The organism is Ruegeria sp. ABV3_008 (genome assembly GCF_056161185.1).
In genome coordinates, this window is sequence record NZ_JBSWYP010000001.1 from 277839 (window position 1) to 297183 (window position 19345).

The following is a 19345-nucleotide window of genomic DNA, read 5'->3' on the forward strand; positions in this document are numbered from 1 at the left end:
CTTGCGAAGGATGGCCCCGTATACACGTTTGAGCGGGCGGGGCAAGCCCTGCCACATATGCCTCTGTGAAGTCGCCCAATTTCCACTGCTGCGCCCAATTCCTGACGCTTTTCGCCCCGAAGTTGATAAGCAACCCGGAAATAGCCGGATAGCACAGACTTACGACGGTAATCATAATAAGGGTATGGATGTTATGACCGCGATTCAGACAAATACGCTCGACAATAAAACTACGGGTACGAGCTTTGAGCATTCCGTTCCGGTCATGATCACGTTCAAAGCGAACTGGCAAGCACGGCTGGTTCTGGCGCGCGCCGTCGGAGCCTTCCTGATCGTTTCCGCCTTTTCGATGTGGCTGATGCCCGGTTCGATGTTGGGAGCCGAGGTTTGGCCGATCAAAATGGTGGCCTCGATGGTGTTTTTGATCGTTGGCGTAAGCCTGTTGACGATCGAAGTGATGGACAGCCGCCCGGATGCCTATTTTGATCCGATCCGCCGCGAGGTACGCGTGCTGCAGAAGAATGAAAACGGACGCCCTCAGACCGTTCTGCGTCGCAGCTATGACAGCCTAGGTGGTGCAAAGTTCGAGGATGACGAGGTGCAGTTGTTCGATGTTGACGGCAGCCTGTTGATGAAACTGCCTCTGCAATCGGCGGATGTCAGCCGAGCGCTGAAGGGGCAACTCAGCCAAAGTGTAACAATTTTTGCCTGAGATTTATTCTGTTCAACCAAGCACAGAAATTGTGAATCAAAAAGACTTGTGTGCTGCCCTTGGGCAGCACATTTTTGTTTCCGAGCAAACGCACTATGTTTGCGTATAGTCCACAAACCCGGAGACAGTCATGAAATCCACCCTCCTTGCTGCCGCGCTTGCCCTTACGGCAACCACTGCTTTCGCCAGCGCCGAAAAATACGTTCTGGACTCTAGCCATAGCCAGGTGCTTTTCAGCTACGATCACCTTGGTTTCTCGACCACTTACGGCATGTTCTCGGGCTTTGAAGGCGAGATCATGTTCGATCAGGAAGACCCCGCCGCGTCGAGCGTTTCGGTCTCCATGCCGGTTTTGGAGATGTTCACAGGCTGGAAGCCGCGTGAAGATCACTTCATGACCGAGGATTTCTTTGGCGCCGCCGAAGGGGACCTGATTACGTTCACCTCGACTTCGATCGAAGTGACCGGCGAAAACACCGCAAACATCACCGGTGACCTGACCATGAACGGCGTTACCAAATCGGTCGTTCTGGACGCCAAGCTGAACAAGGCTGACAACCACCCGATGGCAAACAAGCCTTGGGCCGGCTTCGACGCCACAACGACGCTGGTGCGCAGCGAGTTCGACCTGGGTCAGTTCGCGCCCTTCGTAAGCGATGAAGTTCAGGTGCAGATCTCTGTCGAGGCTCAGAAAGCAGAGTAAGTCTGCGCTGATTTTTTGGATCACAACCGCCGGGGGCCAAAACTCCCGGCGGTTTCTTTTTTATTCAGAACGTTTCGCCGTCAGGTCAACGGAGACCGTAACGTTGAAGCCCAGAGACTCCTCGGTCGGTTGGGATGTGCCCACATCGAACGCCATGCGGTTCAGCTCCAATGTGCCGGACATGGTTGCGGTGTCGTCCTCGAGTTGCAGGGAGAAGGGAAGTACGACGTCCACCGATTTGTCTCGGATGGTCAGGGGGCCTCGGGCCTCGTAGCCTGTATCTGTCTTGAACAGGTCGGCTTTGAACTGGGCCGTTGGGAATTGCGCGCTGTCGAAGAAATCAGCGCCCATGGCTTGGTCCGTGACTGTCCCGAGTCTGAGCGACGCGATGGCGATGGTCACATCCACCGATCCCGCAGGGCCCGGTTGGGCGGGTTCTTCAAACGCGATTGCCGCCGTCCATTCGTTGAAACTGCCGGTGACGGGGCTGCCCAACTGCGAGATAGTGATCGACAGGGTGCCTTCCTCCACGTTCCAGTCGGATTGCACATCGCCAAGCTCGGCCGCGTCCACAGCGCCTTTTGCGTGATCCTCGAACACTCCGATGGACCAGCCGCCGATCAGAACGGTGCCCCAAATGGCCAGGGCTGCAAATGCAGGTACGGGTGAGTGGTGTTGCGTTGGAGGCTCGGGCGCGTCAGTGCGCCCCGGCAGCATCCGCCGCAGGGTGCTGTCCTTGTCCACGACATGATGTTTCAGCGCGCCCGCGATGTGCAGCGCCAGCGACCCGGCAAGAACCCAGATGAACAGCCAATGCAGGTTTGCCGTCACCTCGGACAAATAAAGGGATTTGGGCACGAAGGGCAGGTTTTGGCCGAAGGGCCACCAGATGGGCGCAAAGCCTTCGGTCGCGGCGTGGTGTATCCAGCCGGTCAAGGGCACCAGAACAAGCGAGGCGTAGAGCATCCAGTGAACGGTCTCAGCAGCGAACGCCTCGGGCTTGTTGTCCGCATTCAGCAGGCCGGGTTTGGTTTGGGTCAGGGCCCAAAGGATACGTGCCAGAGCCACGAAGAACGCGGTGACCCCTATCGTTTTATGCAGGGAAAACAGTGTTGCGGCCCGCGCGATATCGGATTCGCTGGTCGGGATGTTCGGGTCGTAGATGGCATGCGCCAGATCATTGGCAAACCAGCCCAAAGGCAGGGCGGTCAGGATCAGCAGGGCGGTCAACCAGTGGAAAGTCTTGGTCACGCTGCCATAAGTTGAAAAGGTATTGGTCGAGGGCATCTCTTGCACGCTCCGGATTCGATTGTCTGACTTGAACCTAAAGCCAGACGGATTCGGCACAAGCCCGACCCGCGCACAGATATGGTGCCCGAATGCAGAGCGCAGGCCCTACTTGTGCCGCGTCCTCACACGGTTTACACCCCGCCGCAACCTAACGTCATCCAAGAGGTTGCAATGACACGCGCGTTCGTTTTCCCAGGGCAGGGTGCCCAGACCATCGGTATGGGCAAGGCTCTGGCCGAGGCATACCCGGCGGCTCAGGCCATTTTTGACGAGGTGGACGACGCGCTTGGCGAAAAGCTGAGCCAGCTGATCTGGGAAGGCGATATTGCCGATCTGACCCTGACGCAGAACGCACAACCGGCGCTGATGGCGACCTCGATGGCGGCGATGCGCTCGCTTGAGGCCGAAGGCGTCTCGGTCACCGCTGCCGCTTTTGTGGCCGGGCATTCATTGGGTGAGTATTCCGCGCTGGCTGCGGCTGGTGCGTTGACGGTGGCTGATACCGCTCGCCTGTTGCGGACCCGTGGTCAGGCCATGCAAAGCGCCGTTCCGGTGGGCGAAGGTGCGATGGCCGCGATCTTGGGGCTGGATCTCGATACCGTGCGCGAAGTTGCCGAAGAGGCCGCGCAGGGTGAGGTTTGCCAGGCGGCCAACGACAACGACCCGAACCAGGTTGTGGTGTCCGGCGCGAAGGCTGCTGTGGAACGTGCGGCTGAGATTGCCAAGGAAAAGGGCGCAAAGCGCGCAGTTATGTTGCCCGTCAGCGCTCCGTTTCATTGCGCGCTGATGCAGCCCGCGGCGGATGCGATGGCCGAGGCACTGGCCGCGGTTGAGATCAATGCGCCGGCCGTTCCTCTGATCGCAAATGTTCGGGCAGATGCGGTCACAGACCCAGATCTGATCCGCCAATTGCTGGTGGAGCAGATCACAGGCTCGGTCCGGTGGCGGGAAAGCGTGCAATACATGGCGGCGCAGGGTGTCACCGAGACATGGGAAATTGGCGCGGGCAAGGCTCTGTCTGGTATGATCCGCAAGATTGACCGGGCAATTGCGGGCAAGGCCGTTGGTACGCCCGAGGATGTTCAAAAGGCCGTTCAGGCCGAATCGTAAGCATAGAACGCGGCCTTCGGGGCGCCTCACGAGGGAAATAGAATGTTTGATTTGACAGGTAAGAACGCGCTGATCACTGGTGCTTCGGGTGGTATCGGAGGCGATATCGCACGGGCTCTGCACGGCGCGGGTGCCTCGGTCGGTCTGTCCGGCACGCGGGTTGAACCGCTGCAGAAACTGGCCGACGAACTGGGCGAGCGCGCCCACGTGCTGCCGTGCAACCTGAGCGACTCCGAAGCCGTCGAGGCCCTGCCGAAACAGGCAGCCGAGGCGATGGGCTCGGTCGATATCCTGGTCAACAACGCGGGTATCACACGTGACAACCTGTTCATGCGCATGTCCGACGAGGAATGGCAGAGCGTGATTGACGTAAACATGACCTCGACCATGAAGCTGTGCAAAGGCGTGATCCGCGGCATGATGAAGGCACGCTGGGGTCGGATCGTTAATGTCTCATCCGTGGTTGCGGCGATCGGCAATCCTGGGCAGGCGAACTACGCGGCCTCCAAGGCGGGGATGATCGGGTTCTCGAAAGCGTTGGCGCATGAGGTCGCAACGCGTGGAATTACCGTGAACGCAGTGGCGCCTGGCTTTATCACGACGGCGATGACGGAAAAGCTGACGGACGACCAGAAAAAAGGTTTGTTGCTGAAAGTTCCGGCTGGTCGAATGGGTGACCCCGAGGAGATCGCGGCCGCTGTTCTATACCTGTCCAGCCCCGAGGCCGGATACGTGACCGGAACAACCTTGCATGTGAACGGCGGCATGGCCATGTTGTGACCGCAACCAAGGCGGTGCGAAAGCGTTTGCCTTGCGCGTCGACTATGCTATAGGCGGCGCATCCATGCTGGGGCCGGTCGTTTTGGTCGGCCCTCTACTTTCCCGGACAGCCGGGAGCCAAACCGCCCGGAACGGGCAAAACAAGTCCATCCCGAGCGGGCAAGGGCAGAACCGGGCGGATCGCCCTGAAGAAAGAATGAGGAATAGACATGAGCGACGTCGCAGATCGCGTGAAGAAGATCGTTGTTGAACACCTGGGTGTTGAAGAAGACAAAGTAGCGGAAAACGCTTCGTTCATCGACGATCTGGGTGCAGACAGCCTGGACACCGTTGAACTGGTCATGGCCTTCGAAGAAGAGTTCGGCATCGAGATTCCCGATGACGCAGCCGAGACCATCCAGACCTTTGGCGACGCCGTCAAATTCATCAGCGAAGCGTCCTAAGCGTATAGTACTGATAGAAAAGCGGCGCTTCCGGGCAACGGAGACGCCGCTTTTTTGTGCCCGCTTTAAATTCAGGGTTGCACAAGGCGATTTCGATTCGCACTGTTTCCACTGAGGCACAATTCAAGGTGGGCAGGACATGATAAGATCCACCCCGATGATAAATACGGCGCGTCTGACACTCTGTGCGATGCGCCCTGAGGATTTTGAACGGTTCGCCGAGATCTGGCGCGACCCATGTGTCACGCGCCATATTGGTGGCACCCCGCGGTCGCGCGGTGAAGCCTGGGACTCGTTCCTGCGTAATGCAGGGCATTGGCAGATGGCCGGGTTCGGGCAATGGGGCGTACTGCAGCAATCGAATCGCAAGCTGATCGGTCAGGCCGGTTTCTTCTATGGAAACCGTGCGATGGGCGAGGATTTTGACACTTATCCCGAAGCCGGTTGGGTTCTGGCCCCCGAAGCTCAGGGGCTGGGTCTCGGATATGAGGCCGCTCAGGCCGCCCATGATTGGTTTGATCGGATCATGCCGGGCCGATTGGTGGCTATGGTAAACGCAGCCAACGCCTCGTCGCAGAAGCTGGCGAAAAAGTTGGGCTATGTCGTGATGCGGGAGGCCGAGTACAACGGCACCCCTGTTCATCTGCTTCGTCGCAACGGTCCTCCGGCGCGGGCGTAATACCGCCAACACGCCGCTATGCCGCAAACAGCGCAAACAATGCCGATCCTGGTCGCAGCAGGCTCGGAGGTGAGCGTGTATGTTACAATGAGACTTTAGGGCGCTTGGGCGGAGGAGAAAGCTCATGAGAATTTACCCCACAATGGAACTTCAGAACGGTCGCTGCGTCACCTTGGACAAAGGGCGTCTGGAGGATGCGATGATCTGGCATGTGAACCCGGTCGAAACCGCGCGGGGTTGGGCCGAGGCCGGGGCCGAGTGGATGCATCTGACAGACTTCGATGCCGTAGAGGGCCGTGATACCAACCATGAACTGGTGGAAGAGATCATTCGGTCGGCCGAGATCCCCGTGCAATTGGCTGGGGGTATGCGCACGCGCGAGCAGGTCGAATACTGGATCGACAAGGGCGCGGGTCGCGTTGTGATCGGGACGCTTGCGGCGCGGGACCCCCATTTGGTGAAGGAACTGGCCAAGCTCTACCCGGATCAGATCGTTCTTGCGGTCGATGTCTGGCAGGGGTTTGTCATGACCGACGGTTGGCGCAGCCAAAGTGCGTTCACACCTGAGGCGTTCATTGACGCCTTCGACGGCACGCCTTTCGCAGCCATCGTTGTGACGGACATTGACAGCGACATGGAAGATGTCGAAGCGCAGCTTGGCTTGATCTCCGGCCTGGCGCAGCATTCGCGGACGCCGGTCATTGCCAGCGGCGTAGTGCGTACTGCGGACGATATCTCGCGTCTGTCCTACATCCCGAACATTGCGGGCGCGATTGTCGGCCGAGCTTTGTTCCGGAAAACAGTCGATCTGTCCGACGCTCTGGGCGTAGCAGCTGGTGCGCATGAGCCAGTGGCGCAGTTCCAGTAACGGAACCGAAAATGAAACTCTCTCGCCCTGCGATGTCAGCAGGGCGAGGGGGATTTGCAGGCGCCGGTTCGCCCAAAATCAAGCTGAAACCGCAAGATGCAGACGGGGAATGGAGCGTGGCCCTTGCCCCCGCACCCCGGGCCGGGGTATGAGCGGTTCGCATAACAGTAAGCAGGCAAGAGGCACTTCATGCGCAGAGTCGTCGTAACCGGTCTGGGGTTGGTCACTCCTTTGGCCAGCGGAGTCGAGGAAACCTGGTCGCGTCTGCTGGACGGAGAGTCCGGCGCAGGGCCAATCACACATTTCGATGCCGAGGCAAGCGGGGTCACTACGACCTATGCCTGCGAGGTGCCGCGTGGGGACGGAACAAACGGAACGTTCAACCCCGATGACTGGATGCCTCCGAAAGAACAACGCAAGATCGAAGACTTCATACTGTACTCGATCGCTGCGGCGGAAATGGCGTGCAAGGATGCAGGCTGGACCCCTGAGGGTGAGGAAGATCGCCTGCGCACTGGCGTTCTGATCGGCTCGGGCATTGGTGGGCTGGGCTCGATTGCGGATACAGCCAATCTGATCCGTGACAAAGGCCCGCGCCGTGTGTCGCCCTTCTTCATTCCCGGCGCGCTGATCAACCTGGCGTCCGGTCAGGTGTCGATCCGGTTTGGGTTCAAGGGACCGAACCACTCGGTCGTGACTGCGTGTTCAACAGGTGCCCATGCGATTGGCGATGCAAGCCGCATTATCCGCGCAGGCGACGCCGATGTCATGGTAGCCGGTGGCGGCGAGGGCTGCATCTGCGAGATCGGCATCGCAGGTTTCAACGCCTGTAAGGCGCTGTCGACCAAGTATGCAGACGATCCGAAGAAAGCCAGCCGCCCCTACGACGTTGACCGCGACGGTTTCGTCATGGGCGAGGGCGCAGGCATCGTCATTCTGGAAGAATACGAACACGCCAAGTCGCGCGGCGCGAAGATCTATGCCGAGGTTCTGGGCTACGGCATGTCGGGCGACGCTTATCACATCACCGCACCGTCCGAGGATGGCGACGGGGCCGAGCGTTCGATGAAAGCCGCGCTGCGCAGCGCCGGGCTGGAGCCGAAAGATCTGGATTACATCAACGCGCATGGTACCTCGACCATGGCGGACACGATCGAACTGGGTGCTGTTGAGCGTTTGCTGGGTGACCATGCATCGAATGCCACTATGACTTCGACCAAGTCTGCCACTGGCCACTTGCTGGGGGCTGCGGGCGCGATTGAGGCGATCTTTTCGATCCTTGCGATCCGCGATCAGGTGGCGCCTCCGACCATCAACCTCGACAATCCGGCGGTTGAAACGCCGATTGATCTGGCTCCGAACGAAAAGCGCGAGCGTGAGATCAACGTGGCCCTTTCGAACTCGTTCGGGTTCGGCGGCACCAATGCCAGCGTGATCTTCGGAAAGGCCAGTTAAATGTGGCGGGCCATTGCATCGAACGCGCTGACCATCCTGGTGGTCGGCCTGTTTCTGGTGGGCGGTCTGATCCTTTGGGGCCAGACCCAGTATCAGTCAGAAGGCCCGCTGGAAACCGCGATCTGCCTGCGGGTGGAAAGCGGTTCGAACATGACGCGGGTCAGCCGCGAGCTTGAGGATCAGGGCGCGATCACCAACGCCACGATCTTTCGCATGGCCGCCGACTACACCGACCGGGCGCAGCAGTTGAAAGCAGGCAGCTTTTTGGTGCGTGAAGGCGCGTCGATGGAGCAGATCATCTACGAGATCACCAGCAGCGGCGCGAGCACCTGCGGTTCGGAGATCGAATACCGCATCGGCGTGACCCGCGCCCAGACTCGCGTGCGTGAGTTGAACCCAGCCACGCTGGAATTCGACGAAATCGCCGAGTTTGATATGGCCGAGGAAGAAACCCCGGCGGCCTATCAGGAGAAGCGCCAAGAGGCAGACACGCGCTATCGTGTTTCACTCGCAGAAGGCGTGACCTCATGGCAGGTGGTTGAGGCGTTGAAGGCTTTCGAAGCGCTGAGCGGCGAGATTGCGGAGATTCCTGCCGAAGGCTCGCTTGCGCCAGACAGCTACGATGTTGCTGCCGGTCAGGACCGCAACGACATCCTGAAAGCGATGCAGGACAAACAACAGCTTCGGATCAATGCTGCCTGGGAAAACCGCCAAGAGGGTTTGCCGCTGGAAAGCCCTGAGGAAATGCTGATCCTTGCCTCGATCATCGAAAAAGAAACGGGCGTTCCCGGAGAGCGGGGCCAGGTCGCCAGCGTCTTTGTGAACCGTCTGAATCAAGGCATGCGCCTGCAGACCGACCCGACGGTTATCTACGGCGTCACCAAGGGGCAGGGAACGTTGGGACGTGGCCTACGGCGCAGCGAGCTGAACCGGCCAACACCTTGGAACACCTATCAGATCGACGGGCTGCCACCGACCCCGATCGCCAACCCCGGTCTGGCGAGTCTCGAAGCAGCCGTTGCGCCTGACAACACGGACTACGTGTTCTTTGTTGCGGATGGTACCGGAGGTCACGCTTTTGCCGAGACGTTGCAGGAACATAACCGCAATGTCGCGAAATGGCGCGAGATTGAGGCCGAACGAAACTCGGGCAACTAAGCCAAAACGAAAAACAGCGCCACTTTCGGCGCTGTTTTTTTAGGTCAGGCTGCCGGTTTGCGACGGGGGCGTCGGCGCTTGTTGTGCGCGGGTTTCGCGCTTCCATTTGCTGGTCTCGGCTTGAAACGCCGGTTGTTCTGGCGACGCCCGCTGCGTGCAGCTTCAACAGGTTCTGGCTGTGTACCGCTGGCGATCGGGATGTCGATCTTCATCAGTCTTTGGATTTGACGCAGCAGGTCGACCTCTTCCGCCGAGCAGAACGCAATTGCCTCGCCTTCGCGACCGGCGCGGGCTGTACGGCCAATGCGGTGGACATAGTTGTCGGGCACCTCGGGCAGGTCGTAGTTGATCACATAGGCCACCCCGGGAATGTCGATCCCGCGCGCGGCGACATCGGTTGCGACCAGCACGTTGATCTCTCCCGCGCGGAAGGCCTTGATGGCGCGGTCACGCTGTCCCTGGCTTTTGTTGCCGTGGATCGAGGCGGCGTTGTAGCCATCGGCGACCAACCCCTTCATCAGCTTCTCGGCCCCGTGTTTGGTGCGCGAGAAGACAAGGGTCAGAGCGCCGGTGTCCTGCGACAGAATCTCACGCAGTTTGCCGGGCTTCTCGGGTTTGGTCACGAAGTGAACTGATTGCGTGATCTTGTCTGCCGCTTTACCCGGAGGCGAGACCTGCACCCGCTGGGGATTGGTCAGATAGGCGCGGCTGATCTCCTCCATCTGTTTTGGCATTGTGGCCGAGAACAGCATGGTCTGACGCGGTGTGCCCAAGGCAGGCGCGATTTTGCGCAAAGCGTGGATGAAGCCCAGATCCAGCATCTGGTCGGCTTCGTCCAAAACAAGGTGGCGAACCGACCCTAGGTCGACGGCCTTTCGCTCCATCAAGTCGATCAGACGCCCAGGTGTGGCCACCAGAATATCTGTGCCGCGGCCCAGAAAGGCGATCTGTTTGTTGATGGACTGACCACCCACAACAGTTGCTACGCGCAGTTTGGTCTTTCCGGTCAGAACCCGCAGGCTGTCGGCAATCTGGTTCACAAGCTCGCGTGTGGGCGCAAGGATCAATGCCTTGGCCGTTTTTGGTGCAGGTTTGCCGGATTGGTTCAGCAGGTGATCAATCAACGGCAGGCCAAAGGCCAGCGTTTTGCCGGTACCGGTCTGCGCCAGCCCCAGAATGTCATGCCCGTTCAGAGCCAAAGGGATCGCCTGGTTCTGGATCGGAGTGGGCTGTGAGAATTTCGCACTTTTGAGTGCATCGTTGAGCGCTGGTGCAAGGCCCAGCATATCGAATTCGAACAATATTTATCCTTTGCTGCCCGCAGCATTCGCCAACGGGCAAGTCGTGATGGGCCGCATTCGCGACCGGTAGGGTCAAGCGTGACCTCGGGACAGACAGGCGGTTCCTGCTCTATCTGGTCGTCGCGTTAAGAACCCTGCGTGATGGGGAACTGGAAAATCTGTGGCGCTGTGGGGCAGATAGTGCCCGCCGAGGCTCACGCGTCAGCGCTGGTCAGAGGCACATGATGCGTGGCGACTGAAATGTCAAGGCTTGTGAGTGATGGTTGCTTGGTCGCACGAAAACCCTGATCCGGCTTATCGGATCAGGGCAGGGCAAGTTTAGGTGCGAAGATCCCCCGCATGGGCGATGCTATCGCGATTGGCTTCGACGAATTTCAGCATATGCCCCATCGAATACGTTCCGTCGTCATCGGCGCCAAGTTCTTTCCACGGCTTAAAGTCGTGGGTCGAGCAGACAAGGCTTTCCGGGTCAAGATGCAGAAGCCGCAGCAACACCGTCGCGACGATCGTGCCGCCCACCGGCCCAAGTCGACCGCCATGACCCTCAGCCTCTTGTAGACAGTAGTACCACAGCGGTGTTTTGGTGACGCCATGGTCCGATAGCTCGGGCGGAGCGGCAAGTTCGGGCACATGCATCTTGCGCGCCATTTGTTGACCTGAGGCAAGTTCCAACGTGAGGCGGTCGCGCAGCAGGTTGCGCAAAGGAAGTTTGCGGTTCTGATCCTCGGTCATTGTGGCGCCGCCGATATCGGCCGTGCCGCTGATGAAGGGGAGCGCGAAAATGGATTGCGCCATTTTGCGTCCAATGGGGCGCGCACGCGCGCCTGCAGTTTGACCGGGATAGTCGAACAATTTCTCAAAGTGAATGTTCAGGTCTGACGGTCGGAAGGAGAACTCGGGCCGTCCTAGCTTGAACAGGTCGAAATCCAGATTGTCATGATTGAGCTGGTATTTGGACTGCACTGTGGCGTGCCCGAAGCGGTAAGCAGCGCCGGAGAATTCTATCGGCATAACCGGAGAGTCATCTTTGAAAGGCTTCGGTAGTGTCCCACCTTCGAGATGTTCGCGAACATGTTTCAGAATGTGGGCATCTACGAATGCCTGAAGCAAATCATGGGCCACGAGATACTGATAGTGCAGCCGACAAATTCGCCTCGCAACCTGGAAAGGTTCCTCGCTTTTCTTGAAGGTATGCATGGCTACCGCTGAAATGCCGGACAAGGCTTTGCGTGCCATGCCACTGTCTGCCTCCAAGGCTGTCATAACGGTGTTGTGTAGGCAGATAAATGCGCCTTGCAATTGCGATACGATCTGGTTCTCGTCGTTACGAGGGTCGCCAATCAGCGCTGTACCTTGCTTGGTTCGGGCAAGATCGAGATGATTGTCAGCGTTGCCAAAAAGAAGGAAACCGTGATGGTCCGGGTGATAGAGGTGCGGTGATGCCTCGGGGCCATCGCCGTAAACGCAATCGAGGTCCAGTGTCGGGGTACGGATATTGCGAATGGTGGCTGGATCAATAACTGTCCCAATGGCTGAAGTTGCGTCCAGCGTTACATCGTGGTCGACGAATTGACCGAAGAAGGTCATACCGGCGGCGACGTCATGACCCTGTGGGTCATTGGTGTCTTTCATCGAGTCGACCGCTGCATCAAACGCGGCGAGGACATCGGCGGTATCAAAAGGCTCACCGCCTGGGGCGATACCTGAGAGAGGGTTGCGATGCCCGATTCGTCCAAACGTATCCGGCAGCGGCGGGCGTGGGGTATCCGCGCATTCTTTTACCAGCGTTTCATATCGGCTAAGCCCATGGGGTTGGCGTGACATAACTACTCCAAAAAATAAACAACTTCGTTCTAGGTTGAATCATGCTCACAAAATGATGAGCATAATGGTCAAAATAGCACAAATGAGGACCGATTTCCTTCTTTTTCTCAAAAAAGGAAACGTAATTGGGAAATAAGTCTGTGTTTAATCTGCATATGCGAGCTGTATTGGTGGGTTTTTTCTGTCGATAAGGTGGTTCGCGCAGGAGAACGCTCGCGAAGGGTTGTGAAAAGTTTAATGTACAGAACGGTTTAGGCGTTGCGACCCGTTGCGTGCAAACTTGACGCCGCGCACTCATTCTCGTATAAGTTGTGCCATGCTAGAAGAAGTGGGCAACGGCCCCGGGGCGACCCGGTGGCCGTTTTTTCATTTCTCTCGTGCGGAGAAAACTCACGCATGAGGTCACAGGCAAACATGACTTTGATTACCCCGGAAGAGCGGATTTCCCAGACGGCTGACTTGTTTCAGTCGCTCGAGAGGTCCATTCGCGATCTGCGCCATACAGCGGAAGAACTGCGCCAGCAGATCGGAGCCGGGGAGGATGCAGACCTTGCCGGAACAGGCAAGCAACTCGGTCAGCTAGAGGGGCTGATCCGCAGTTGCCAGAAAGTGGAGACAAGCTTTGTCGAACAACATCACAGACAAGCCGGAATTGCCCAAGGTGGATATGCGCTCGACCTTGACCGAGCTCGGTTCGAGGTCGGGTGCAGGCTGGCTCGCCTCCGCACCTGTTGCGGTGCAGGACAGATTTCTGAGTGAGATCGGGGAGGGGGGGCTATGTGCCCTCCCTTTTCTTTTCGAGTTCTGGGCACTGCCACATCAGTTGCCACCCGAAGGCGACTGGCGGTCCTGGGTGATCATGGGTGGGCGCGGGGCAGGAAAGACGCGGGCCGGGGCTGAGTGGGTGCGGTCGATGGTCGAAGGGCCCAAGCCTTTGGACAAGGGCGCGGCATCTCGCGTGGCTTTGGTGGGGGAGACCTTTTATCAGGTGCGTGATGTGATGATCTTTGGCGATAGCGGGATTTTGCAGTGCTCACCCCCGGACCGAAGGCCTGTTTGGAAGGCATCCGAACGCAAGCTGATCTGGCCCAACGGGGCCGAGGCGCAGGCGTTTTCAGCGCATGATCCCGAGGGGTTGCGCGGCCCTCAGTTCGATGCGGCCTGGGTGGATGAGTTGGCCAAATGGAAGAAGGCCGGTGAGACCTGGGATATGCTGCAATTTGCTTTGCGGTTGGGGGAGCGGCCTCAAGTCTGCGTGACCACGACACCGCGCAATGTGAAGGTTCTGAAGGATTTGCTGGCGTCGCCCTCGACCGTTCAAACACACGCGCCAACCGAGGCGAACCGGGCCAATCTGGCCGCGTCCTTCCTCGAGGAGGTGCGCGCACGCTACGCAGGCACGCGGCTGGGGCGGCAGGAGTTGGATGGGGTGCTGCTGTCGGATGCCGAGGGGGCGTTGTGGACGGGCTCGATGTTGGAAGCAGCACGTTGCGCGCATTTGCCCGAACTTGACCGGGTGGTGGTGGCACTGGATCCCGCAGTGACGGCGGGCTCAGATGCGGATGCCTGTGGAATCGTGGTCGCGGGCGCGCAGCTACGAGGCCCGCCCGAGAAGTGGCGCGCCTATGTGCTGGCCGACCGGACGGTGCAGGGCGTCGGCCCGGCGGGATGGGCGCGGTCGGCAATTGACGCGATGGATGAATTTGGGGCCGAGCGGTTGGTGGCCGAGGTCAATCAGGGCGGGCAACTGGTGGAAGAGGTCGTGCGGCAGGTAGACCCTTTGGTCCCGTTCCGCGCAGTGCGAGCCTCTCGCGGTAAGGTCGCGAGGGCCGAGCCTGTGGCGGCGTTGTACGAGCAGGGTCGGGTTGGCCACGTGATTGGCTTGGACTCGCTGGAAGAACAGATGTGCCAGATGACCGCGCGCGGGTTCGAGGGGCAGGGCTCACCTGACCGCGTCGACGCGCTGGTCTGGGCTCTGCATGAGTTGATTGTGGGGCCTGCAGGCGCGTATCGGCGGCCTAGGGTGCGAAGTTTGTGAGCTCTAGAAAGTTTGCTTTCCAACGATCACGTTTTTCCTAGCGGACTGACCACTTGCTGAAAGCACAGAGATTCAGGACATCGGCTTCCCTTGGCTCCAACTGTCCTCATATTCACCGAGCAATCGGGACAACGCCAACAGCGAAGAAAACAGCCTTGCATAGACATCCGGTGACATCATTGTTTTGTAGTCATCAAGCACCTGCACAAGATTGACTACGCTTGAAGCAAACGCCTCGTAGACGTGTTTGTCAGCAGCGGTAGGTTCGTTTGTCCAGATATCGTGCGCATCGTAGTAGATGGACGGGATAGGGTCATTTTCATTCATTGTGTGGCCTCTTGCACTCGAAGCGCACGTGGGGGGCAAGTGAGACGCAAACAACATCTCTGGCATGAATTCAAAAGACTTTGGCTGCGACTGAAAAGGAATTTGGCTCAAACTTCAACGAGCGGCCAATTCTTACAATTGGCCATTTTGGATTCAGGGCAGGGCTCACACGACCGGCTCGACGCGCCGGACTGCGCACTGCACGAGTTGATGGTGGGGCCCGCGGGGGCATATCGGCGGCCTCGGGCGTGGTGCCTTTAGTTATTGCTCACCAGTTTTCTCGAATTTAGCAAATGCTTCTGCGTAATCGGGGTGCCAGCGAGAGAGTGGAGGGCGGTTTTCGGTAATGTCTTGAATAGCCCATTGTGCTCGACGTCGATCGCGTGTCTCGTCGACATCGTTGTCCGGGCAAAGGATATAAAAATCACCGTTGGCCATTCGACTGAACAAGTGATCAACTGTTTTTTCACTGGTCCAAGCCGCGGGCGGTTTTTCCGGGAGGAAAGACGCAATCATACCAGTGTATGTAAAACCTGGCACAAACAAGTGAACAGAAATTGGCGCTCCGGCTTCTCGCAACTCATGAGCCAATTGTTCGCTGAGCACTTTGACCGCGGCTTTGGTGACATTATAGCCGGGGTTGCCCGGCGGTGTTGTAATACCCTGTTTCGAGCCGGTATTTATGACTACAGCAGGGCGGTTAGCTTCGATCATGCGAGGCATAAAGGCCAGCACACCTCGCAGAACGCCGAAAAAGTTTACTTGCAAAAGTCGCTGCCAGTTTTCCATTTCCGACCAAGCGGTTGTCGGCAGACTTATCCCCGCGTTGTTCATCAAAGCAGCAATTGGACCTATCTCAAATGCGCGATCGGCAAGTCTGTCTACCTCTTCATATGATGTCACATCAGTCGGTATGCCTTCAATAGGAGCGTCAGCGGACGCCAATTGGCGTGCTTCTTGAACCGTTGCGTCAAGTTGTGCTCCGGGTAGGTCCGCCAGAACAACACCCAAACCCGCCTGCGCAAACCGTAGTGCCGCAGTACGTCCGACCCCACTTGCTGCCCCGGTAACAACTGCAACGCCACCATGTTTCACTGCGTCGTTAAACATTTTGCTTTCCTTCCCGATCCATAAAACTGCGCAAATTTGAAATGGTCATCCAAAAGTAACAAACGTTGCCTCAATAGAGTATCGGTCTCGTCACCAATTCTGTCTACTACTCAGGCCACAGATGATTTTGGGTGCTTGTGTTGCTCACCCTCCGCGCGCTCCATTCCCAAGGTTTAAACTTCTCACCGTCATAACTCCTTTCAACAAGCCGGGCAGAGCGGCGGCAGAAAGGAGCATCTGGACATGGTATTCGATTTCTTGCGTCGTGGAGCGCCCGGGGAAGCGCCCGAGGCGAAGGCCAGCGCGGCGGGCCCCGTGGTGGCGTGGCAGACGGGTGGGCGCGTGGCGTGGAGCCCTCGGGACGCGGTGTCGCTGACGCGGACGGGGTTTTCGGGGAATCCGGTGGGGTTCCGCTCGGTCAAACTGATTGCTGAGGCGGCGGCGGCGTTGCCTCTGGTTCTGCAGGATCAGGCGCAACGCTTTGATTTGCATCCGATCTTGTCTCTGATGCGTCGCCCGAATGCGGCACAGGGGCGGGCGGAGTTGATGGAGGCGCTGTTTGGGCAGTTGTTGCTGTCAGGCAACGCATATGTTGAAGCGGTGCAGGCCGAAGAAGGGCTGCCGGTTGAACTGCATGTTCTGCGATCCGATCGGATGAGCGTGGTACCGGGGGCGGATGGGTGGCCCAAGGCGTATGATTATGCGGTTGGCGGCAAGAAGCACCGGTTTGCGGCGGAAAATATCTGCCATATCAAGTCATTCCACCCTCAGGATGATCACTATGGGTTCTCGCCGATGCAGGCGGCGGCGATGGCGATTGATGTGCATAACAGCGCGTCTCGGTGGTCGAAATCGCTGCTCGATAATGCGGCGCGGCCTTCAGGGGCGCTGGTGTGGAAAGGCGATGGCCATGGGGTGATGGCTGAGGATCAATTCCGGCGTCTAAGCGACGAAATTGAGCAGAACTATCGCGGGGCGCGCAATGCTGGCCGTCCGATGGTTCTGGAAGGGGGGCTGGATTGGAAGCCGATGGGGTTCTCTCCGTCCGATATGGAGTTTCAAAAGACCAAGGAAGCCGCCGCCCGCGAGATCGCGCTGGCCTTTGGGGTCCCGCCGATGCTGCTGGGAATTCAAGGAGACGCGACCTACTCGAACTATCAGGAGGCCAACCGGGCGTTTTATCGCCTGACCGTGCTGCCACTGGTGACGCGGGTGGCGGCGGCGGTGTCGGAGTGGCTGGTTGGCTTTACCGGCGAGGATCTGATGCTGAAGCCCGACCTGGATCAGGTGCCCGCGCTGTCGGCGGAACGCGATGCGCAATGGGCGCGGGTTAACGGGGCCGATTTCCTGAGCGATGCCGAAAAGCGGGCCTTGCTGGGCCTGCCGGAGCGCGCGGATGTCTGATGGGTATCCTCCGTTCGAATGCGCGCCGGGCCTACGTCTGGCCGCGCATGAACGGGTGGCCGAGATCCAGCATGCGCATCTGTGCAGACGGTTGGATCAGATCGAAGAGATGATGGAGCGGCTGGAGCGCCGGTTGTGGCTGACGGTCTATGGCGTGGTCGCGGTGATCCTAGCGCAGGCGTTTCAATCCATCTTGGTGGTAACGCCATGATTTCAGTGATTTACATGGAGAAGTTCATGGATTTAGAACATAAATTCGCCCGGTTCGGTGACGGATTGTCGGTCACCGATGATGCCGTGATTGAAGGCTATGCCAGTCTGTTCGGGCAGGTCGATCAAGGCAGCGATGTGGTGCAGCGCGGGGCGTATCGCGGCTCGCTCGACGGGCTGGCAAAGGCTGGGCAGCGGGTCAAGATGCTGTGGCAGCACGATCCGGCGCAGCCCATCGGCGTGTGGGACGAAGTGTGCGAAGACGACAAGGGCCTGTGGGTCAAAGGGCGTCTGCTGGAGGCCACGCAAAAGGGTCGTGAGGCGGCGGAACTGATCCGGGCGGGTGCCATGGATGGCCTGTCGATTGGCTATCGCACCAAGCGGGCCGTGAAGAATGACAAGGGCCAGCGGGTCCTGACCGAACTGGAGCTGTGGGAGGTGTCCTTGGTGACCTTCCCGATGCTGCCCAGTGCGCGGGTGGCGGCAAAGGGTTTTGAACCCGACGTTGAAAACACCTGGCGCAGTATCGCCGAGGTGTTCCATGACGCCCGGCAGGAGCTGGCGCGGATCTAGCGCGCCTCAAACCCATCCAAAAACAGGACATGCTGATGAGCAAGACCGAGAGCCCGGCCTTGACCGGAGAGGGTGCGCCCCTGGTTCAGGAGGTGAAGCAGGCGATGGCTGGCTTCGTGAATGAATTCAAGGGCCTCAAGGCCGAAGTTAAATCCCAATTGCAACAGACAGAAGAGCGACTGACCATGCTGGATCGTAAATCAACCATCGCGGCGCGCCCGCATCTTGCAGCCTCCGTTGAGGACGGCGCACCGCATCAAAAGGCGTTTGATGCCTATGTGCGGTCCGGTGAGGATGACGGGCTGCGCGGGCTTGAGATGGAGTCGAAATCTCTGTCCAGCGCGGTGAACAGCGATGGCGGCTATCTGGTTGATCCGCAGACCGCCGAAACAATTAAGTCGGTACTGAATTCGACCGCCTCGATCCGCTCGATTGCGTCGGTGGTGAATGTCGAGGCGAACTCGTTCGATGTGCTGATTGACCACACGGATCTGGGCGCAGGCTGGGCGGATGAGACCTCGGCCACGGCTGAGACCGCGACGCCGTCGATTGACCGGATTTCGATTGCGCTGCACGAGCTGAGCGCTCTGCCCAAAGCCTCGCAGCGTTTGCTGGATGACAGCGCGTTCGATGTCGAGAGCTGGCTGGCTGGTCGTATTGCCGACAAGTTCGCCCGCGCCGAGGCCGCGGCGTTCATTAATGGCGATGGTGTCGACAAGCCGAAGGGTATTCTGACCCATGGCACCATGGCGGATGACAGCTGGGCCTGGGGCAATCTGGGCTATGTGCCCACCGGCATTGATGGCGGTGTCGATGCGGATGCGATTGTCGATGTGGTCTATGCGCTTGGTGCGCAGTACCGGGTGAACGGTACCTTCGTGATGAACTCGAAAACCGCTGGTGTGATCCGTAAGCTGAAGGACAGTGATGGCCGTTTCCTGTGGTCTGACGGTCTGGCCGCCGGTGAACCTGCGCGTTTGATGGGCTATCCGGTGCTGATTGCCGAGGATATGCCGGATGCGGCGACCGACAGCTTCTCGATTGCCTTTGGCGACTTCCAGGCAGGTTACACCATTGCTGAGCGTCCCGATCTGCGCGTGTTGCGCGATCCGTTCAGCGCCAAACCGCATGTTCTGTTCTACGCGACCAAGCGCGTGGGCGGAGATGTGAGCGACTTTGCCGCGATCAAGCTGGTGAAATTCGGCACCGCCTAAAGCGGTGGCGGATCCGGGGGGCGCAAGCCCCTCGGGCGGCGGGCGCGGGCCGGGGTGAGATCCCCCGCGTTGTCTAGCTGCTCCCCTCCGTCCGAGCAACGTGGGGCGGCGCGTGCCCGTCATTTTCCAAGGATACGACCCCGGAG

The 19345-nt window shown here is 58.9% G+C and carries 20 protein-coding genes; 15 read left to right on the plus strand and 5 right to left on the minus strand.

What is annotated here, in order from left to right; all coding sequences use genetic code 11:
- The first annotated feature begins 193 nt into the window (after window positions 1-193).
- Entirely contained in the window at window positions 194-712 is a 519-nt protein-coding gene (locus ACXAH8_RS01370; RefSeq protein ID WP_170374041.1) for a hypothetical protein, read from the plus strand.
- A gap of 130 nt (window positions 713-842) precedes the next feature.
- Entirely contained in the window at window positions 843-1415 is a 573-nt protein-coding gene (locus ACXAH8_RS01375) for a YceI family protein (protein ID WP_170374040.1), read from the plus strand.
- Between the two features lie 60 nt (window positions 1416-1475).
- On the opposite strand, the gene ACXAH8_RS01380 is transcribed toward ACXAH8_RS01375, so the two are convergent.
- Window positions 1476-2702, minus strand: a complete 1227-nt coding sequence (locus ACXAH8_RS01380) for a cytochrome b/b6 domain-containing protein (RefSeq protein ID WP_475215455.1) — start codon at window positions 2700-2702, stop codon at window positions 1476-1478.
- Window positions 2703-2876: 174 nt separating this feature from the next.
- On the opposite strand from ACXAH8_RS01380, the gene fabD reads away from it, so the two are divergent.
- The 7 genes from fabD (at window position 2877) to mltG (ending at window position 9198) form a co-directional block, all read left to right on the plus strand.
- Window positions 2877-3815, plus strand: a complete 939-nt coding sequence (gene fabD / locus ACXAH8_RS01385; RefSeq protein WP_475215457.1) for an ACP S-malonyltransferase — start codon at window positions 2877-2879, stop codon at window positions 3813-3815.
- A 42-nt stretch (window positions 3816-3857) separates the two neighbouring features.
- Window positions 3858-4595 (plus strand): 3-oxoacyl-[acyl-carrier-protein] reductase, encoded by a 738-nt coding sequence (gene fabG, locus ACXAH8_RS01390; protein ID WP_170458849.1) that lies wholly within the window; start codon window positions 3858-3860, stop codon window positions 4593-4595.
- A 209-nt stretch (window positions 4596-4804) separates the two neighbouring features.
- On the plus strand, window positions 4805-5038 hold the full coding sequence (locus ACXAH8_RS01395; RefSeq protein ID WP_008756330.1) for an acyl carrier protein: 234 nt from the start codon (window positions 4805-4807) through the stop codon (window positions 5036-5038).
- Window positions 5039-5177: 139 nt separating this feature from the next.
- Window positions 5178-5717 (plus strand): GNAT family N-acetyltransferase, encoded by a 540-nt coding sequence (locus tag ACXAH8_RS01400; protein ID WP_170374036.1) that lies wholly within the window; start codon window positions 5178-5180, stop codon window positions 5715-5717.
- A gap of 124 nt (window positions 5718-5841) precedes the next feature.
- Window positions 5842-6585, plus strand: coding sequence for a 1-(5-phosphoribosyl)-5-[(5-phosphoribosylamino)methylideneamino] imidazole-4-carboxamide isomerase (locus ACXAH8_RS01405; protein WP_170666504.1), 744 nt, complete (start codon window positions 5842-5844; stop codon window positions 6583-6585).
- A gap of 189 nt (window positions 6586-6774) precedes the next feature.
- A complete protein-coding gene (fabF, locus tag ACXAH8_RS01410) occupies window positions 6775-8040 on the plus strand; it encodes a beta-ketoacyl-ACP synthase II (protein WP_170374034.1) in 1266 nt (421 codons plus the stop codon).
- The gene (gene mltG, locus ACXAH8_RS01415) at window positions 8041-9198 is read left to right on the plus strand and encodes an endolytic transglycosylase MltG (protein WP_475215461.1); all 1158 of its coding nucleotides are present in this window, start codon (window positions 8041-8043) and stop codon (window positions 9196-9198) included.
- A 44-nt stretch (window positions 9199-9242) separates the two neighbouring features.
- Here mltG and ACXAH8_RS01420 read toward each other — a convergent pair whose 3' ends face one another.
- Together ACXAH8_RS01420 and ACXAH8_RS01425 are read right to left on the minus strand one after the other, a co-directional pair.
- The gene (locus ACXAH8_RS01420) at window positions 9243-10499 is read right to left on the minus strand and encodes a DEAD/DEAH box helicase (protein WP_475215463.1); all 1257 of its coding nucleotides are present in this window, start codon (window positions 10497-10499) and stop codon (window positions 9243-9245) included.
- Between the two features lie 318 nt (window positions 10500-10817).
- Window positions 10818-12323, minus strand: a complete 1506-nt coding sequence (locus ACXAH8_RS01425) for a peroxidase family protein (RefSeq protein ID WP_475215465.1) — start codon at window positions 12321-12323, stop codon at window positions 10818-10820.
- Window positions 12324-12737: 414 nt separating this feature from the next.
- Here ACXAH8_RS01425 and ACXAH8_RS01430 point away from each other — a divergent pair, with 414 nt between their 5' ends.
- Window positions 12738-13082 (plus strand): hypothetical protein, encoded by a 345-nt coding sequence (locus ACXAH8_RS01430; RefSeq protein WP_475215467.1) that lies wholly within the window; start codon window positions 12738-12740, stop codon window positions 13080-13082.
- The gene (locus ACXAH8_RS01435; protein ID WP_475215469.1) at window positions 12991-14361 is read left to right on the plus strand and encodes a DNA-packaging protein; all 1371 of its coding nucleotides are present in this window, start codon (window positions 12991-12993) and stop codon (window positions 14359-14361) included. The genes ACXAH8_RS01430 and ACXAH8_RS01435 overlap by 92 nt, the downstream gene beginning before the upstream one ends.
- Window positions 14362-14433: 72 nt before the next feature.
- Here ACXAH8_RS01435 and ACXAH8_RS01440 read toward each other — a convergent pair whose 3' ends face one another.
- Together ACXAH8_RS01440 and ACXAH8_RS01445 are read right to left on the minus strand one after the other, a co-directional pair.
- Window positions 14434-14688, minus strand: a complete 255-nt coding sequence (locus ACXAH8_RS01440; RefSeq protein ID WP_170640794.1) for a hypothetical protein — start codon at window positions 14686-14688, stop codon at window positions 14434-14436.
- A 261-nt stretch (window positions 14689-14949) separates the two neighbouring features.
- Window positions 14950-15798, minus strand: coding sequence for an SDR family NAD(P)-dependent oxidoreductase (locus ACXAH8_RS01445; RefSeq protein WP_475215470.1), 849 nt, complete (start codon window positions 15796-15798; stop codon window positions 14950-14952).
- Between the two features lie 243 nt (window positions 15799-16041).
- Between ACXAH8_RS01445 and ACXAH8_RS01450 the strand changes: the two genes are divergently transcribed.
- The 4 genes from ACXAH8_RS01450 to ACXAH8_RS01465 are packed head-to-tail and all read left to right on the plus strand — an operon-like array spanning window position 16042 to window position 19199.
- Window positions 16042-17202 (plus strand): phage portal protein, encoded by a 1161-nt coding sequence (locus ACXAH8_RS01450; RefSeq protein WP_475215471.1) that lies wholly within the window; start codon window positions 16042-16044, stop codon window positions 17200-17202.
- Entirely contained in the window at window positions 17195-17413 is a 219-nt protein-coding gene (locus tag ACXAH8_RS01455; RefSeq protein WP_170458832.1) for a GTA head formation protein, RCAP_rcc01685 family, read from the plus strand. The genes ACXAH8_RS01450 and ACXAH8_RS01455 overlap by 8 nt, the downstream gene beginning before the upstream one ends.
- A gap of 26 nt (window positions 17414-17439) precedes the next feature.
- The gene (locus ACXAH8_RS01460) at window positions 17440-17985 is read left to right on the plus strand and encodes an HK97 family phage prohead protease (RefSeq protein ID WP_475215473.1); all 546 of its coding nucleotides are present in this window, start codon (window positions 17440-17442) and stop codon (window positions 17983-17985) included.
- A gap of 35 nt (window positions 17986-18020) precedes the next feature.
- Window positions 18021-19199: a phage major capsid protein gene (locus tag ACXAH8_RS01465; RefSeq protein ID WP_475215474.1), complete on the plus strand. Its 1179-nt coding sequence runs from the start codon at window positions 18021-18023 to the stop codon at window positions 19197-19199.
- Window positions 19200-19345 lie beyond the last annotated feature (146 nt).

Bases quoted from the DNA above. Each gene is read 5' to 3' on its own strand.
- fabD (WP_475215457.1), top strand. From the start codon at position 2,877: ATGACACGCGCGTTCGTTTTCCCAGGGCAGGGTGCCCAGACCATCGGT.
- ACXAH8_RS01435 (WP_475215469.1), top strand. From the start codon at position 12,991: ATGCGCTCGACCTTGACCGAGCTCGGTTCGAGGTCGGGTGCAGGCTGG.
- ACXAH8_RS01450 (WP_475215471.1), top strand. From the start codon at position 16,042: ATGGTATTCGATTTCTTGCGTCGTGGAGCGCCCGGGGAAGCGCCCGAG.
- fabF (WP_170374034.1), top strand. From the start codon at position 6,775: ATGCGCAGAGTCGTCGTAACCGGTCTGGGGTTGGTCACTCCTTTGGCC.
- ACXAH8_RS01400 (WP_170374036.1), top strand. From the start codon at position 5,178: ATGATAAGATCCACCCCGATGATAAATACGGCGCGTCTGACACTCTGT.
- ACXAH8_RS01405 (WP_170666504.1), top strand. From the start codon at position 5,842: ATGAGAATTTACCCCACAATGGAACTTCAGAACGGTCGCTGCGTCACC.
- ACXAH8_RS01465 (WP_475215474.1), top strand. From the start codon at position 18,021: ATGAGCAAGACCGAGAGCCCGGCCTTGACCGGAGAGGGTGCGCCCCTG.
- ACXAH8_RS01445 (WP_475215470.1), bottom strand. From the start codon at position 15,798: ATGTTTAACGACGCAGTGAAACATGGTGGCGTTGCAGTTGTTACCGGG.
- ACXAH8_RS01370 (WP_170374041.1), top strand. From the start codon at position 194: ATGACCGCGATTCAGACAAATACGCTCGACAATAAAACTACGGGTACG.
- ACXAH8_RS01455 (WP_170458832.1), top strand. From the start codon at position 17,195: ATGTCTGATGGGTATCCTCCGTTCGAATGCGCGCCGGGCCTACGTCTG.
- ACXAH8_RS01380 (WP_475215455.1), bottom strand. From the start codon at position 2,702: ATGCCCTCGACCAATACCTTTTCAACTTATGGCAGCGTGACCAAGACT.
- ACXAH8_RS01375 (WP_170374040.1), top strand. From the start codon at position 843: ATGAAATCCACCCTCCTTGCTGCCGCGCTTGCCCTTACGGCAACCACT.
- mltG (WP_475215461.1), top strand. From the start codon at position 8,041: ATGTGGCGGGCCATTGCATCGAACGCGCTGACCATCCTGGTGGTCGGC.
- ACXAH8_RS01430 (WP_475215467.1), top strand. From the start codon at position 12,738: ATGACTTTGATTACCCCGGAAGAGCGGATTTCCCAGACGGCTGACTTG.
- ACXAH8_RS01395 (WP_008756330.1), top strand. From the start codon at position 4,805: ATGAGCGACGTCGCAGATCGCGTGAAGAAGATCGTTGTTGAACACCTG.
- ACXAH8_RS01460 (WP_475215473.1), top strand. From the start codon at position 17,440: ATGGATTTAGAACATAAATTCGCCCGGTTCGGTGACGGATTGTCGGTC.
- fabG (WP_170458849.1), top strand. From the start codon at position 3,858: ATGTTTGATTTGACAGGTAAGAACGCGCTGATCACTGGTGCTTCGGGT.
- ACXAH8_RS01425 (WP_475215465.1), bottom strand. From the start codon at position 12,323: ATGTCACGCCAACCCCATGGGCTTAGCCGATATGAAACGCTGGTAAAA.
- ACXAH8_RS01440 (WP_170640794.1), bottom strand. From the start codon at position 14,688: ATGAATGAAAATGACCCTATCCCGTCCATCTACTACGATGCGCACGAT.